15 protein-coding genes are annotated in these 15,085 nt (G+C 61.9%); 7 read left to right on the top strand and 8 right to left on the bottom strand.

Annotated features, from left to right (window positions below; genetic code table 11):
* Positions 1-409 precede the first annotated feature (409 nt).
* Positions 410-1,555: a plasmid replication protein RepC gene (repC, locus tag OCUBac02_RS23765; protein ID WP_173049901.1), complete on the top strand. Its 1,146-nt coding sequence runs from the start codon at positions 410-412 to the stop codon at positions 1,553-1,555.
* Positions 1,556-1,571: 16 nt separating this feature from the next.
* On the opposite strand, the gene OCUBac02_RS23760 is transcribed toward repC, so the two are convergent.
* Both OCUBac02_RS23760 and OCUBac02_RS23755 read right to left on the bottom strand, forming a co-directional pair.
* On the bottom strand, positions 1,572-1,964 hold the full coding sequence (locus OCUBac02_RS23760; protein WP_173049899.1) for a hypothetical protein: 393 nt from the start codon (positions 1,962-1,964) through the stop codon (positions 1,572-1,574).
* Between the two features lie 195 nt (positions 1,965-2,159).
* Positions 2,160-3,479: an RtcB family protein gene (locus OCUBac02_RS23755; RefSeq protein ID WP_173049898.1), complete on the bottom strand. Its 1,320-nt coding sequence runs from the start codon at positions 3,477-3,479 to the stop codon at positions 2,160-2,162.
* Between the two features lie 905 nt (positions 3,480-4,384).
* Here OCUBac02_RS23755 and OCUBac02_RS23750 point away from each other — a divergent pair.
* Complete coding sequence (locus OCUBac02_RS23750; protein ID WP_173049896.1) at positions 4,385-5,014, top strand: hypothetical protein; 630 nt, start codon at positions 4,385-4,387, stop codon at positions 5,012-5,014.
* 394 nt (positions 5,015-5,408) lie between these two features.
* On the opposite strand, the gene OCUBac02_RS23745 is transcribed toward OCUBac02_RS23750, so the two are convergent.
* Positions 5,409-5,783 carry a hypothetical protein gene (locus OCUBac02_RS23745; protein WP_173049894.1) on the bottom strand — a complete coding sequence of 125 codons (375 nt, stop codon included), beginning with the start codon at positions 5,781-5,783 and terminating at the stop codon, positions 5,409-5,411.
* A 111-nt stretch (positions 5,784-5,894) separates the two neighbouring features.
* Between OCUBac02_RS23745 and OCUBac02_RS23740 the strand changes: the two genes are divergently transcribed.
* Both OCUBac02_RS23740 and OCUBac02_RS23735 read left to right on the top strand, forming a co-directional pair.
* Entirely contained in the window at positions 5,895-6,203 is a 309-nt protein-coding gene (locus OCUBac02_RS23740) for a hypothetical protein (protein ID WP_173049892.1), read from the top strand.
* Between the two features lie 228 nt (positions 6,204-6,431).
* Positions 6,432-7,367, top strand: a complete 936-nt coding sequence (locus OCUBac02_RS23735) for a tyrosine-type recombinase/integrase (RefSeq protein WP_244639314.1) — start codon at positions 6,432-6,434, stop codon at positions 7,365-7,367.
* On the opposite strand, the gene OCUBac02_RS23730 is transcribed toward OCUBac02_RS23735, so the two are convergent.
* Complete coding sequence (locus OCUBac02_RS23730) at positions 7,357-8,505, bottom strand: hypothetical protein (protein ID WP_173049888.1); 1,149 nt, start codon at positions 8,503-8,505, stop codon at positions 7,357-7,359. The genes OCUBac02_RS23735 and OCUBac02_RS23730 overlap by 11 nt on opposite strands.
* Before the next feature lie 131 nt (positions 8,506-8,636).
* On the opposite strand from OCUBac02_RS23730, the gene OCUBac02_RS23725 reads away from it, so the two are divergent.
* Positions 8,637-9,251: a DUF488 domain-containing protein gene (locus OCUBac02_RS23725; protein WP_173049886.1), complete on the top strand. Its 615-nt coding sequence runs from the start codon at positions 8,637-8,639 to the stop codon at positions 9,249-9,251.
* A gap of 3 nt (positions 9,252-9,254) precedes the next feature.
* Here OCUBac02_RS23725 and OCUBac02_RS23720 read toward each other — a convergent pair whose 3' ends face one another.
* The 3 genes from OCUBac02_RS23720 to OCUBac02_RS23710 are packed head-to-tail and all read right to left on the bottom strand — an operon-like array spanning position 9,255 to position 12,395.
* A complete protein-coding gene (locus tag OCUBac02_RS23720) occupies positions 9,255-10,379 on the bottom strand; it encodes a hypothetical protein (protein WP_173049884.1) in 1,125 nt (374 codons plus the stop codon).
* A complete protein-coding gene (locus tag OCUBac02_RS23715) occupies positions 10,376-11,398 on the bottom strand; it encodes a hypothetical protein (RefSeq protein ID WP_173049882.1) in 1,023 nt (340 codons plus the stop codon). The genes OCUBac02_RS23720 and OCUBac02_RS23715 overlap by 4 nt, the downstream gene beginning before the upstream one ends.
* A 1-nt stretch (position 11,399) precedes the next feature.
* Positions 11,400-12,395: a hypothetical protein gene (locus tag OCUBac02_RS23710; RefSeq protein ID WP_173049881.1), complete on the bottom strand. Its 996-nt coding sequence runs from the start codon at positions 12,393-12,395 to the stop codon at positions 11,400-11,402.
* Positions 12,396-12,544: 149 nt separating this feature from the next.
* Here OCUBac02_RS23710 and OCUBac02_RS23705 point away from each other — a divergent pair, with 149 nt between their 5' ends.
* The gene (locus tag OCUBac02_RS23705; protein ID WP_173049879.1) at positions 12,545-13,675 is read left to right on the top strand and encodes a DNA cytosine methyltransferase; all 1,131 of its coding nucleotides are present in this window, start codon (positions 12,545-12,547) and stop codon (positions 13,673-13,675) included.
* On the opposite strand, the gene OCUBac02_RS23700 is transcribed toward OCUBac02_RS23705, so the two are convergent.
* Positions 13,665-14,087 (bottom strand): hypothetical protein, encoded by a 423-nt coding sequence (locus OCUBac02_RS23700; RefSeq protein WP_173049877.1) that lies wholly within the window; start codon positions 14,085-14,087, stop codon positions 13,665-13,667. The two genes, OCUBac02_RS23705 and OCUBac02_RS23700, sit on opposite strands and share 11 nt — an antisense overlap.
* Before the next feature lie 331 nt (positions 14,088-14,418).
* Here OCUBac02_RS23700 and OCUBac02_RS23695 point away from each other — a divergent pair, with 331 nt between their 5' ends.
* On the top strand, positions 14,419-14,826 hold the full coding sequence (locus OCUBac02_RS23695; RefSeq protein WP_173049875.1) for a cold-shock protein: 408 nt from the start codon (positions 14,419-14,421) through the stop codon (positions 14,824-14,826).
* Positions 14,827-15,085 lie beyond the last annotated feature (259 nt).

Below are 15,085 nucleotides of genomic sequence, written 5' to 3'. Positions count from 1 at the left end.
AGAGTGGGATGATGCGACAGCAAAGACCGAGCCGTGAAAAGCAGGCCGAGTATCGCACTTTACAGCGTAGCAAGGGCTTGTGTGAGGTCTCGACCTGGGTGCCTGAAGAGGCCCGCGAGGTCTTGAAGAAGATAGTGAGTGAAGGTCGCTTTGAGTCCCTGCAAGCAGCTTATGCGGAGGGCATTATTCGCCTCTCGCAGGAGAAATCAAACCAGAGAACGTAACCAGGCAAGGAAAAGCCCCGGATGCTGGAAACATCCGAGGCTTTGAGCTCTAGAGATTTGGTGAGGCAGAGCCGTACCAAACCGCTGTCCTGACAGACGCGGTTATAGCCTTCCCGAATCGTCGCTGTCAACGAACATCGCCTTCGCGGTGAACGCTGGCCCTTGCCCTCAACAGGGGGATCGGGATGCAGATCGCATCATCCGGCGGCCGGCGTTTGACACGCGCCGTTTTGGCCGCGCGGGAGCATAGTGTCGAAAAAGAACGGGGTGTCGCCCGAAAAGAGCTCTCACGAGCGGCTCGCGAGGCCGAAAAGGCCCTGGAGATGCGCCCAACGCTGCGCATTGTCCTGAAAGAGCTGGCGGCTTGCTGGGGCGAGCAGGAGTTCGATGGCAGGCTGATGGTCTGGCCATCGAACGATTATCTGATCTCACGAACCGGGCTCTCCGAGCGGTCGATCCGTAACGCCTTGCGCGGACTGATCGAGCTTGAGGTGATCGCGCCGCGCGACAGCGCCAACGGCAAGCGCTACGCAGTCAAGAACGCCGCGGGGAAAGTGGTCGACGCCTATGGCTACGACCTGGCTCCATTGTTTGCGCGCTATGCTGAGTTCGTCGCGCTCAACGACGCTCATAAGCGACGCCGTGACGAGCAGGATCGTCAGTTCGAAGCGATCACGATCGACCGAAGGGCTTCGCAGGAGGCGATCGCGGCGCTGCGCGAGCAATATCCGCACGTCGCGATTGACGATGAGGAACAGGCGTTGGAGGGGCTGATTGCCAGAACCCCCAGGCGCGGCAGCATGGCGCCGATCGGTGATCTCGTCCGAGACTATCGGGGAATCCGAGAAGCCCTTGAGCTACGGTTTTCTCGACTAGAGACCGGGCAAAGGCGGCACCATTTACCGGCATTAGAAAACAACAACGGATCTCCTAGCGAACCTTGTACAAAGCTTCCCGAAGAAGCTGAGCGCGTTCGTTCGACCGAACACCCTGTCTCCGTTGGACTGCTTTTGGAAATCTGCCCCGCCTATCGGGAGCTCGATGAAGAGATCCAGACAGTCGACGATCTCGTGGTCGTTGGCTCTCGACTTCGAGGGACCATCGGGGCCCATAAGAGCGCCTGGCTGGAAGCCGTCCAGCAAATTGGCGCGGTCCGGGCTGCGGCCGCGGTGCTTTACGTCCTCCAGCTCCACACGGACGACGTGGCTGCTGGCACCAACCGGATCCGAAACCCGGGAGGCTATTTCCGGGCGCTTGTCCGGATGATCGCCGATCGCCGGTTCAACCTGGATACCGAGCTCCATGCGCTGCGCCGAAGGAGGATGACGTGATGGGTGGCCGGTGGCTTCAGCCTGGGCCTGCCAGCGGCCCGGAATACACGGAGGAGGGCGGGCCCGGATCCCTCATGCGGCGAGCCATGCGCCAGATGCGCCGGCGGAGAGGGATATCGTCGAGGCCAAGGCTGGACACGACCATGAACGGCGAGGAAAGACGCAGACGCACCATGTCCTCGCTTCGACAGGTTAGCTTTCGACGGAGCACCGAGGCGGGGAGCGACAGAAGCTTCTCCCTCTCCAAGGTGGTGTCTCGTCCCGGCAATTGGAACGCCCGGGCCCGAAGGTAGTCGCGAGCTCGGTTCACCAGGGCAGGGTCCCGGGCAAGCTCGCGCGCCACCAGGCGATGCATGATTAGCTTCGCGCGGTCGTTGATCCGTTCTCGGTTCGGCAGGTGCTGGTCCATGGTAGCGCTCGGATCGATTGGCATCGTCCAGTTTGGGGTGAGAAAATACTCCGGATGCTCAGTATGTTACAGGAGAAATGGAAGAGTGACATGCCGATCCATGAAAACTAGCCCAACGATTGCCGGAGGGTGCCGCCGTCCAGAATTTGTATAGAAATTTCGGACAGCGGCGGTTCGTTTTGATGTTGCGCCTGGTCAAGCCTTCACCGTCAGGATGGGGCGGATTTTCGCGACGCGGCTCACGAGACCGGTATCAGCCATCGGGTCCACGACCGTTTCGATAGGCCGATAGGCTGCAGGGCTTTCCTCCTTCAGCCTCCCGGCGAGTTCGCGGAGCAAATCGGGCCGTGAACGCACGCGCTTATCGGAGGCGTCGATGGGCCCGACAACCCGGAGGCACGGATCAATCGCTGCCACGGATCGTGCCTCTTGACGCGAAAGCCGCCGCCCAGCGCCGTGGGCGGCTGACGCCAGACTCTCGTGCGAACCGAGACCCATCAACAACCAGGTGCCGTCACCCATGGAGCCTGGAAGAATGACGGGCTCACCCGCCGCGGCCGGGCAGGCGCCCTTGCGATGCCGCGCTACCGGGCCGGTTCGCCAGATGGCATTGTGAGGGGCGTCGTAGATCAGCCGGTGCGAAATCGGGCGGTTGAGGCTTTCACTCACGGCCGCGATCGCCGTGAGCCCGATGAGGAACCGGTTGCCAAAGGCCGCGTTGACCGCGTTCGCCTGTCCGTTGAGATAGCGCTCGAAAACTATCGAGTTCCCCTCGGATAGGATGCGCCAGTCGTCGCCCGGCCGGCACTCGCGCCGCAGCAGGTCTGAGGTACTTGATCCAACGTGTTGGCCGAAATCGAGGGAGCCGGAATGGACCACGATGACGATCGATCCAGGCTTCAAGTGATGTTCGTAGGCCAGGCGTGGATCAGCGACCCGGTCGACGATGCCGAATTCGACGAAATGATTCCCGCCACCGATCGAGCCCAGGATGGCGTCGCGCCGAAGTTCGTCTCCGAGCTGAGCGTACTCACGGAAGCCCGGGTCGATGCGCGCCGCCGCGAAGACGCCAGCATCTGAGGTGCGGTCGAGATCCGACCAGGCCGACTTCATGTCCAGAGCCGCGAGCATTCCGACGCGCTTGCGGCTGATCGATTCAAGCAAGCCCGGGAGGCCTTCGCGGAGCAGGGCGTGACGGCTCGTTCCCGAGAGCGCGATATCCCTGCCACCTTGGAAGAATTTGTGCCGAAGCACACGGTCGAGCTTCGGCGAGAGATCGACCTCGCCGACGCCGTCCAGGACGATCATCCGCATTCCGCAGCCGATGTCGTTGCCGATCATGTGCGGTAGTACGGCGCCTCTAACGTCTGCCACAACACCGACCGGAACCGGTTTGCCAGGATGGAAGTCCGGCGTGGTGGCGATCGCGTCGAAAGAGGCGTTCTGGGCAGCCAGATCGGCCGGCCTCGGAATAGCTGCCGCGAGGTCGCTGAGCGCGCGGTTGCGATGTTTCATAGGTTCGCCGGCGGCGACGACGGATCGCACGCTATGGCCAGCGCAAAGCTCACGCCGAAATGGCGCGTCACAATGTGTCACGGGAATCTCCGATGCCAGGGTTCAGCAGCCGCGGCGATACGGAGTGGCCGATCAGATACGGGGAGTGTTCCTGAGGGTCAAGGGCAAGTCGGCTGATCGTCGATGAAGGAGCGTACCGATTAGTGCACCGCAGATCGTTTGATGGCGTTGCCTTGCAGAATTTCCCAATCAGCTCGGATGCAATAGCCCCCAATTGTCTGCGCGATGTCGCCCGATTAAGCGTCGTACAAGGTGTTCTGTCGCCCAATTGAGTGTTGTGAAGCGTGCGACGTTTAATCGGGCGACAGAGTCTGATCACAACCGTCAGGACGCGATACGACCGCCGATGCGGCCGCGCGCTACCGAACACGTAGCCATGCCATCGAGAAACCTGGGCAAGGCTAGCTTGCGACATGGGAGAATGCTGGTCAGCCGGAGAGTCTTGACCTATTGCAGAATTATACGTATCTTACATAAGATATAGCAATGGAGCGCGCAATGCTGTCATTCACGTCAGCCGATCTCCAGAGGCGAACCGGAGAAGTTCAGGCCTCCGCAGGGCAGGAACCCGTCGTTCTCACCGACTATGGGAAACCCCGGAACGTCATGGTTTCTGTCGAGGAATACGTACGCCTCAAGAAGGCCGCGGGCGAGACCGTTCCTCCGGCGCTGATACCGAAGCGACCGGTTGTCGTGCGGGCCATGCCCGACGCTCTCGGGTATGACACTCACGATCTGGATGCGGCAGCCCGGCGAATGGCTGAAGATGCTCTCTCAGGCAGCACGGCGGTAGCTGTGGATGCCGAGCTCGCGCGCGTTAGGTCACTCTTTGCGGGCGCGCGTCGATGACGTCCGCCCCCGGACCGGCGGTGCCCCTCAAAGCCAGGATCCTGGTGTCGGATGCGACGCCTTTGTCCCTCTTGGGAGCAATCGACGCGCTGGATTGGCTTTTCATCCCCGGTTGTGAGGTGTGGCTGACGGACATGGTAATGGAGGAGGCAGTCCGGACGCCACCCGAAGGCAGCGACCTGCGCAAAGCCTCGCGTGAGGCGATCCAGGGTTGGTTCGAACGCAATCGGTATCGCATCAAGCGATTGGAGACGGCAGAAGGGCGCCGTTACGAAAGGGAGATGCAGTTGTGGCAGCGAGCCGGCAGCCCGCCGGATTTGATGCCTGATTGGTCAGACAGAGGCGAGGCAAGCCTTCTATCCTCCGTGCGTGGCGCCAAGAAACTGCTCGGACCCGGCGAGGCCATCGTGGCATTGGTCGACGATCGAGATGCCAGGGATGCGATGCGCGGTGTCCGCGGCAACATCAACATGATGGGGACGCAGACCTTCATCCAGTGGATGGAGCAGGATTTCGGCATCGCGCCGGCTGCGGACGCGTGGACAGCAATTCTCGTCGCGACAAACGGGAAGGCTGACCCCGGCGAGGAGGAGGATCCTGTTTACATTCGCAGTGGTCCCCGATGACGGTCATCGGGCGGGATCGGACTATTTGGCGCCGCTCCTAGCAGGCGGGGCTTGAGGATCGACGTCACTCAAGCTTCGGACGTGACATCAGGGGCGCTCTGGCGGGTGGGGCGCCCACAACGTTGAATTGGGCTACATCGCGCAATTATATGGGCTAGACGACGCTCAATTGGGTTACAAGCCAATTAGCTCCCGGTCCGACCTGTATATGGCAAGCCAATTGGTGCCATTTGGAACTAAATGCACGGAAGAGGGTCGTCGCACCGGCTGATTCGTGTAATCGGTGTTTTGATAGGTCGAATCTATATCAAAAATATTCTTATTTTCAGCCTGTTGAGGCGACTATTTCATTTCAAATGTAAGAAATCTGACGAGTCGCATCAAGAGTCGCGCGTTACATTTTTGGGCCGGTCGGGACGTCTTCTGAAGGAATGTCCAGGCGCCAGAATTGAGCTTGGAGCTCATAATCCGCAGCCTCGTTGTTCGCCTTGACAGCGTTTGCTCGGAGCGCTTTCGCGCGGGCCTCGAACTCGGACGCGCGTCCCTCGCAATATGCGGCGTCAGAACGGATCGCTGCTTTTAGCCAGGCTGGACAGGCAGAGTGAGTCAAATTGTAGTACACGGCGTTGGTGGCGCCGGCGGCCTTGAGCTCGGCCGTACCTTTCATCGCCTGGCCGACCCCGTTGTAGGCCGCCAGGATCTTCTCATCCTCGTCGTCGACCGTGGCGTAGACCTTGACCGTTCCGTCGGGATTGGTGAGCAGCGACATGCGGATTCCTCTTGCTGCCGCATGTTAGCTGGACGGCACGAAATCGACCAACGTGCGTCAGCTGGTGGCTTGCAAAACCGACCCATAAGATCCGATCGATAGGAGGACCTTATGGACGCGCACCGTTTTGTAATCGCCGACGAAGACAGCAGCCTATGGGGCCATTTGTTCGGGCCCGGCCAAGGCGAGACGATGACGCGCTTCGTCTTCGACCGCGAGGAGAACGCCATCAGCGCGGCTGAATATCAGGTCGGCACAGCATGGCTCCCGATGACCGAGGAAATGCTGGTGAACTTCTACGACCATTTGGCTAACGCGAACCCGGATGCGCTGGAGAACCCGATCTCGTGGGGTCTGCGAACGTCGTCGGAACTGCCGAGCTGGGTCGAAGTGCCGGCGGCTGCGCCGAGCGGCCCCTGACGGCGGAAATCAAGCCGTCCTTGAGCAGTGCTGGCGGGAGCGCTTCGATGTTCGAGGTCCAGCCACGCTGTTGCTTGGCTGCGATGTGACGCCTCCCCTTCTGATGGGGAGGACCGTTTGCAACTGACTGAAAGACGCCCAAGAGGGCGTCGGTCGACAGGGTGGTGATCAGCAGCAAGGAAGCACTAACCTTTCTGTCGGAAGACTGCGCCGATGGATGACCGCGCAATGGCCGAGCTCTGGTTGACGGCATTGCTGAGCGAGCAGGCGAGCTCGCTCGGGACGATCGACACCTATACAGACGACATCGAGACCTACCTAACCTGGTTGGCGAAGCAGGGGCTCACTCTCTTCGACGTTCGGCGCGAGGATGTGACTGCCTATCTCGGGTCCCTAATCGAGCGCGGCTTCGCTGAAGCTACCCTCGCGAAGAAGCGCTCTGTCGTTCGCAATCTCCACCGTTTCATGGTTGCTGAAGGCCATTCGACGAGCGACCCCACCACGCTACTGGAACCCATGAAGCGCCGGCGGGCGCTTCCGCTTGTCCTGTCGATGAAGGAGGTTGATCAGCTGCTCGATACCGCACACGCAAGAGCAGCCGACACGTCGACCACGCCATTCCAGCACGCGAGCTTCGCGCGCCGCGCCGCGCTCTTCGAGACGCTGTATGCATCAGGTATGCGGGTAAGTGAGGCTGTGAACTTGCCGTGGAAGGCATTCCGGAGCGATGCGCGGATGCTCTACGTCCGGGGAAAGGGCGATAAGGAGCGACTGGTGCCGATGCACGCTCGGGCGGTCGAGGCGATTATGCGATGGCGGAAGGCGGTTGCAGCGTACGGCGTCGCCTCCGAGAAATGGGTCTTCCACGCGGTCCGTGACGCCAGCAAGCCGCTGACACGGATATCGGCGCTGGAGGACGTCAAGCAAGCGGCGCTCGATGCCGGGCTCCGAAGGCCGGCACTGCTTTCGCCGCACAAGCTCCGTCACGCCTTTGCAACCCATCTCCTCGCTAACGGAGCAGACCTGCGCGTCATCCAGGAGATGCTCGGTCACGCCGATCTAGGATCGACCGAAATCTACACGCATGTCGACATCAGCCGTCGACAGAGGATGGTCCTGGATCTTCACCCGCTCGGAGATTCCGGGGAGGAACTCAGAGACTAAGTAGAGAGAGATCTGGCGGAACCAGCGGGCCGAAAATCTCTTCGCGCGCCTTGCAGGCGAGGAGTGCATTCCGAAGCATGGGCCCGCGCCTTGAAAGCTTCAGGTCGGGCTCTTCCAGTAGGGCTGCGCTGAACGAGATGATTGCGGCGGAGATCTCCTCCGCGCCATCTGCGGTCATGGATGCGGCCGCCGCGGTGACGTCGGACGGGTAGGCGCGTAGGGTCGCCCGGTAGTCCATGAAGGCGTGGAGCGCGGTGTCCGGGAGCGTTCCGATAACATCGGCGGCGAGCAGCTGAAGGCCGCGCGCCCTGGCCAGCAGCCACCACCTGTCGTCAGTCCCGTATGGCCCGTTGGGGAAATCCTCGACGTTGAGATGGTAGGTGGGCTGTCTGGCATCGCGTTTGGCGAAGCGCCCGAACTCAGAAATGGCCTCGAGGTGGCCCTTCAGATGAGTGATTTCGTCGAACTTGCTCGGGGAGAAGGCGAAAATCGGGTCGATTGACGCGGTTCCAATCGAGATCATGTGGCCATACCGTTCGTCCTCATCAGACGTCGGGGTTGCGAGTGTGATGAGGCCGGTCTGATCGATGTGGAGGAACGGCTCTCGCGCTGCGCGATAGACCTCGCCGGCGACGATCAGGGTGTTCGCCTCAAGCTCATCGCGCACGGCTGCGAGATCCTCGACGGATCGCTCAAGAAACTCCCGGACGTCGCCTCCCTGGGTCAGCATCATCGTGCCGCTCGGTCCGGTTAGGGCACGAGCTGGGCTGGCGCGGAGTGCGTGGGTTGAGAACGGGACTTCCGGAGCGAAGGTTGAGCGCGCTTTGAGCAGGGTCGCCCCCTGGAGGGAGGCCAGGTTCTCGCTGAGCTCCTGCAGGATCGCGCGTCCGAAATCGGCGATAGCAACGGGCTTCCGCCGAACCGACACCGCACGCCAGGTCCGGTTGTCCCAGATCCGGTAGGTTTCCGGCTGTGAATGCGTGTCCATGGAGAGATAGACCGGAGCCTCCTCCGCGCTCACCGTGGCGAGCTCGACCGGGTGCGAATCCGTGGCGATGACGCTCTCGGCATTCCGATGGCGCTTGCGGAGCACCGATTGCAGGTGAGGCAACGGCAGTCGGTACAGTTCTTTGCGCACGGAGATCTCCTGAGGCCCGAAGTTAGCCCGAGGTGACGAAACCGACCACCATCCACCGGGCAGAGGCGCCCGGACCTTGGCATCTTGCGTCATTTTCAAGGATGCTTCCGGCAATCCTTGTTGGAGCGACCATGGCGGCCTACGACATTCTCACGATCGGGCATTCGAACCATCCGATCGAGGTCTTCTTCGATACCATTCGCGCGGCCGGCGGCACCGAGCTCGTCGACGTGCGGACCAATCCGGTGTCGCGCTGGAACCCTCATTTCGAGCAAAGCGCGCTCACGGTGTCCGCGCCGCGCGCTGGGCTCGGATATCGCTGGGCCGGCCGCTTCTTGGGAGGACGTCCGTCACGGGAAGAGCTCGTCATTGACGGCATCGCGAGCTATCCGCTTATGGCCGAAACAGCTGAATTTGCTCGCGGGATCGAGCGCGTGACGGAGCTTGCCCAGCAAGGCCGGCCTGTTCTCGTCTGCTCGGAACGAGACCCTCTTCAATGCCACCGCTGCCTGCTCGTGTCGCGGCGCCTGGTCGCGAACGGACTGCGGATCGGGCACATCCCGTTCGCAGGCGCCATCGAGCTCCACGAGGAGCTCGAAGATCGCCTAGTCGACGAGGTCTCGAAGGCGCGCGGGGGGAAGAAAGCGCTCGAAGGCGTCGACGACGTCGTAGCCGCGGCCTACGCCTTCCGCTCCGGACGTGTTGCTTGGCGAGCAAAGCACGACGCCGACGGCGAGGCGCGCTGAGCCTCAGATCGAGAGATCTGCGAGCTCCGGGGCGTTTGCTAGTTCCAGGCGGACGCGCTCGCGTCGCATAGCCATGCGAACGGCAGCAAGCATTTCCGTGGTCGTTGTCGAGGTTGGCCTGAAGCCCCTCGTCGACTCGCCTAGCGCGATGATTGCCTCCGAAATGCTTGAGATCTTTTCCACCGGCACAGCCAGAACCTCCCGGGAGGTGGGTCGGGCGGTCGTGCCTTCGATTGCCCTGCGAAGGATCTTGAACGCGTCAAGGGAAGCATCGGGGAAAAAGCCGATCGTCTGGCGCCCTGCGCTCACCAGGCCATGACCGATCTCGATCAGCCCTGTCTCGGCGCTGCAGCCAAAAAAGCCCTGGTCCTCGAAATCGTCGTGGCAATAGCGGATCTCACCGAAGGAGGGATTGATCGGACACGCGATCGCTCTCGAAAGCGCCTTGATGAGGGGCATCTCGTTCATGCGGAAGGAGAGCCATGGCTTGTAATCCGACCGTGTCCCCGACTGGGAGATGCCCTGATAGGTCGGATAGTCGGCGCGCAGGATACCTGACGTCGGTGTCGGGTTGTACGCCAGGAGCGGCTCCGGCGCGCGGATATAGACACGGTTGTCGATCACGATTAGCGATTGGCGAACCCGTGCCGCGGCGCTTTTCGCCGCATCCAGGTTCTCCTTCACCGTCTCTCGCAGTTGCGCCTTCTCAAGCTCGATCGGCTCGCCGAATTTGCCCCTGGAATCGATGGCGAGGGGTTGCTCGTCGAAGGGAAACTCGGGGAACGTCCGCTTAGCGTTGTAGAAATTGGACGCAACATCTCGGATCGCGGCGGTGATCGCGGTGCCGGCGGTTTCGACTGTGAGGTGCTCGAAGTTGGGATTCAGGAGCGGCCGCCAGGCATCGCCATTCCACCGGCGATAAGGCTGGACCTGTTCGAAGCGAGCGTAAGTCTGGATTTCGACGACAAGCGGAGCTTCATCCTCGCTGAGATCCGGGAGTGCAATCGGCTTCAGGTCAACAACTGTGTGCTCGCTCGGCACGCGGCAGCCGCGCTTGATGACTTCGATGGTGCTGGGAGCAGGCAGCCACACCACGGTCTTCGAGTGCTCGGGGGTCTCAGAGCTCATGCCAGGAGACCCAGGGATTGCTCGGCCGCCACATCCGCCACGTAGCGATCCCACGCTTCGAGAGAGCGGTGTGCGCTCTTGCAGAAGTGCCCAAAGGTTTCCGTGTCGGCGACGGTGTCAACAAGAACGCGCCAGCGCGTGGCAATCTCGTGCGGATCTGCGTTGTCGCGGATCGTCGCAGAGAACGCCTGGTAGGCTTCCAGCTGGACGGCGGTGATGCTGTCGATCTGATCGCCCATCTTTCTGCGCGCCTCGGTAAAGGCGTACTTCGCCTCACCCAGAAAGCGCGGCGTCTCGTCGTGGCGGTAGAATACCAGGTCAGGTCGAACGACCTCGATCTTGCCAGAGACCGCTTCACCGTTGTCGATGCTTCGACGCCTCACGCCGGACGCCAACAGCTGCTCTATGGCGCGATCGTAGAAGAATGCCGGGAAGACCGATTCAGCCGACGGGGTTCCCTTCACGGCGCTGATATTCGTCGCCTTGATGAAGGCGCCGCCGTGAAACTCGACGATTTCCCAGACCGGCTCGGAGGTGGGCTTGTAGATGCGATCGCCGACGATGATCAACTTGGAAGCCATCGCCATGACGTTGGCGATGGCAGCCTCCCTCCCCGACTCGATCAAGCGCCCGGCTGCGATCTCCTCAGGGCCGACGGCCGAGTTGGGCATCCAGTCAGAAAGCCCGGGGCGATTGATCTCCCGCCGGCCCTCGATCATTTCAGCGATGACGTAGTCAGCCGTGAGCTCGGAGTCGTCTCCGGACCAACCCTTGGTTAGCGGACGCCAATGCGTCCTATCGACGGTGCGAATTTCGGTGACATCGGTCTTTGCCGCATGGAGCCCGTAGGCGTTCGGACTGACCCTGAACGATACCGGAGCATCTTCGTCATCGAGAACCCGGATTGCGATCTGAACGCTCTCGCGGATGAACTTGCGCTGGGGGTTGCGGTGCCGGGGCGGGAGGTGCTCGACTTCGTAGACAACGGGGATGTCGATGATCCGAGGGGCCAGGGTCATATCAGGCTCCGAAAGCGCGCGAGAGGTCGTCTACGGCCGAGCGCGACGAGACAAAGCGGTCCCAATCATCAAGCCGCTGGAGAGAAGTGGAGTTGAGGGTGCGGCCGGCCTCGGTCGCCTGCATCGTGGTAGCGAGCTCTCGCAGCGCCTCGACAGCGTCCTCGATCGGACCATCGGCGACCGCCTTGAGGTTCCGGTACCCTTGAAACCATTCCAGCGGAGCGGTGTCGACGGATCGCTCCAGGCTGAGCTTCATCGAAGAGACAAAGCTCGTGATGTAGCTCCGCATCCGCGGCTCTTCGTCGTGCAGATACCGCAGAAGGTCAGGCCTCAGAATCACGACAGAACCGGCGATGTCCGCTACGTCGCCGTTGTTCATGAGACGGAGCTGATCGCGAAGACGTTCGGCATCGAGGAGACCGAAAGTCCGGTCTGAACGGACCTGGCCCTGGATCTGGCCCATCAGCACAACGTCGGCCTTGAATGGCTGTCCGCGCTCGCGATGCCTGATGTGGAAGACAGGCTCCTGCATCTCCTCATGCACGGTTTCACCGATCACGGCATATCGAGACAGCTTCCGGCGAAGTTCCGCGAGGCGCTCATCCCGATTGTCGCGAGCGACCTTGCCCTCAGGGAGCTCGCCGAAGGGCTTTGAACGTTCAAGCATGTGCGAGCCACCAGAGGCGTAGTGGGAGCCGCCTTCGAGATAGGCGCGAAAGTCATCGAGCCTGCTCGGGACGCCGTCATCGATTCCTGCGGGTCGATAATGGGACGTCTCGGTCGAGCGCATCGAGAGCATCCCGCCGTGCGGGGTCGCGGTGAGGCCGTAGATGCCCTCGAACGTCGCTGACACAGGAGCCGTCTCGTCGTCGAAGACGCCAAAAGCAACCGGCACACGCTCGACCACATAGAACTCCTTCTCCGAGCGATGCCGCTTCGGAGTGAGTACGACCCCATAGGTCAGCGGGACGTCGATGATGATCGTTTGGCCGGACATGAAAACCTCTCGCGCCAGGATGAGCCCCGCGCTGGCATGAGACAAGCGGGCTATCCCCGCATTCTTCGCAATCCAGATACAAGAATCGTTGTGGCAATCCTTGGCTCGGCTGATGGTTTCCGGATGGATACGGATCGCCGGGCCTCATTGTGAAAGCTGTCTCCCTTTTTGCCGGAATTGGCGGCTTCGATCTTGGCCTCGCGCGGGCCGGTATCGAGGTTGAGCTTCTCTGCGAAAAGGCCGCCGCGCCTGCTGCCGTCCTGAAGTCCAGGTTTCCGGGCGTAGCGTTCCACGATGACGTCACCACCCTCCCCTCGGTACCGCGGACCGACCTCCTCTGCGCCGGCTTTCCCTGCCAGGATCTCTCCGCTCCCGGCAAGAAGGCAGGGATCCAGGGCGAGCGGTCCGGCCTTGTTTCCCACGTCTTTCGCTTGATCGACGAGGCTGGACCGCGCGCTGTTCTGCTGGAGAACGTCGCCTTCATGCTGAAGCTGCGGCGAGGGGAAGCGATCGCCCGGCTTGCCGAAGCCTTCGAGGAAAGAGGCTATCGCTGGGCCTATAGGGTCGTGGACGCGAGGTCCTTCGTGCCTCAGAGGCGAGAACGCGTGATCCTGCTCGCAACGCGGGAAGGGACAGACCCCGCCGACATCCTCCTTGCGGATGAAGCACGGGCGCCCGAGGACCCGCCCGACTTCACTGCGGCAGCGCACGGCTTTTATTGGACCGAGGGCAGGAATGGCCTTGGCCTGGTGCGGGATGCGATCCCCACGCTGAAGAGCGGATCGACGATTGGCCTCTGCTCGGCGCCGGCCGTTATCATGCCTGACGGCAACGTCGTGACCCCGGACATCCGAGACGCCGAGCGGTTTCAGGGCTTCCCCGTCGACTGGACGAAGCCAGCTGAAGCGGTCGGCGGAGAAGCCTCTCGATGGTTCGCGATCGGCAACGCAATGTGCGTGCCCGTCGCTGGCTGGGTCGCGAACCGTATCGTGAACCCAGGCGCCCTTGATCGCTCGCGCTGCCGCCCTTTTCAGGATCGATGGCCGAAGGCAGCTTTCGGTAGCGCTGGCGGGCGCATGCAGGTTGAGATCTCCTCGTTCCCGCATTGGGTAGCTCGTCCACCGCTCTCTCGCTTCCTGGAGCACCCCGGCAAGCCGCTGTCGGCCCGAGCTACCTCAGGGTTTCTCCGACGCGCGAGCATGTCGAAAAATCTCAACTTCCGTTCAGGCTTTCTCGATCGCCTCGAACGCCATCGGGACGCGATGGCGCTTACGCGCTAAGTCGGTGAGCCAGCGGCTCCATGTCGATGAGGGGCGCGGTGATCGTCACCTCCAGTCGACCAGCCTCGACCCACTGGCCGCCTGTCTCCTTCAGCTTCACAACGACGCCCCCGCGCCTGACCCGAGCGAGGGGAATGTTGGTGATAACGAGCTCGCTCCAGCTATGACCGCTGAAGGAAAGGGAGACCTGCTTTACGGCCAAGATGTCGCCAGCAAGCGACTCGATGCGCAGTTCGCACCTCACGTCGCCCCTCTCGGCGCGATCGAGCCAGATAACGGCGTCCAGCGGGAGGACTTCTCCGACAGGAGCGGAGGTCATTTCGGCCCGGCCGGGGATCACGCCCACGAGCTGGCTGCGCCCGTTGTGGAGCTTAAGGGCCTTCTCGCAAAACAGTGTGGTGATGACCTTCATCGAACCGCTTTCTTGGAATCGTCCATCCATCCTACGCGGAAGCGGGGAATGCGCCACACCGTTGAGGAGGAAATTAAAAAGGGCACAGGTCAGTGGATTGAGACAAGGATTGTGACGACGGACCTTGCCTGCCTCCCGACCTCTGACTAACCATCCTTGTGAACGCGTTCGAACCCGATCGCGACCCAGCTAACGAGTCTACGGCAGCATGAACTACGCAGTCGCCTCAGAGGAGCACGACTCCGCAAAGGCACCGGGTTTCCCGATGCCTTGCGGTGAGCGCGTGGCTGGCCGGATCAAGTGGTACGACCTTGTTCGCGGCTATGGCTTCGTGACGATCTCCGGCCGCAATGTCGACGCGATGCTCCATGGGAACGTCGTCCCCGACTCGATTTCCTTCGATTCACTCCTGCCCGGAGTGACGCTCGACTGCGAGGTGATGGGGACGAATCGTGGATTGCGGGTCGCCCGCATTCACTCGCTCGACGCTTCGACGGCCGAACCCGAAGAGCAGCGCGCGGTGTCGCCGATGTTTCCGGCGATGCTGAAGTTCTTCAAATGGGAAAAGGGCTTCGGTTTCTTCTTCGATCCCCAGGGCGGGGACGACATCTTCATTCACTACGAGACCCTGGCCCGCTGCGGCATCGACCATGTGCTGGAGAACCAGACCTGGCTGATCGCGACCATCAAGACCCCAAAGGGGCAGCATGTCGTCAACATCGCCCAATACGGCCCGTGATGGCACCGAGGGCGGCCCAATCGAGGCCGCCTATCTCGGGCAGCTCGCCCACGCCCGGCGCTTCGGCCAAGTTGACCCCGCAGTTCCCCGCGAGTTGAGGGGAAACCCAAGCATTGCGCCTTCTGACTGGGTGGCCGCCGACGCCGGTCGCACAGAGCGGTTTGCCGCTGCATGCGCACGCCTTGAGCGCCGCATCCGCGACTCGTCCGCAATTTTCGCCGCGGAGTGCCGGAAGCAGCCGACCTTGCAGCCGCCGCGT

The organism is Bosea sp. ANAM02, assembly GCF_011764485.1.
Lineage (GTDB): Bacteria > Pseudomonadota > Alphaproteobacteria > Rhizobiales > Beijerinckiaceae > Allobosea.
This window is presented reverse-complemented; position numbering and strand designations above follow the sequence as displayed.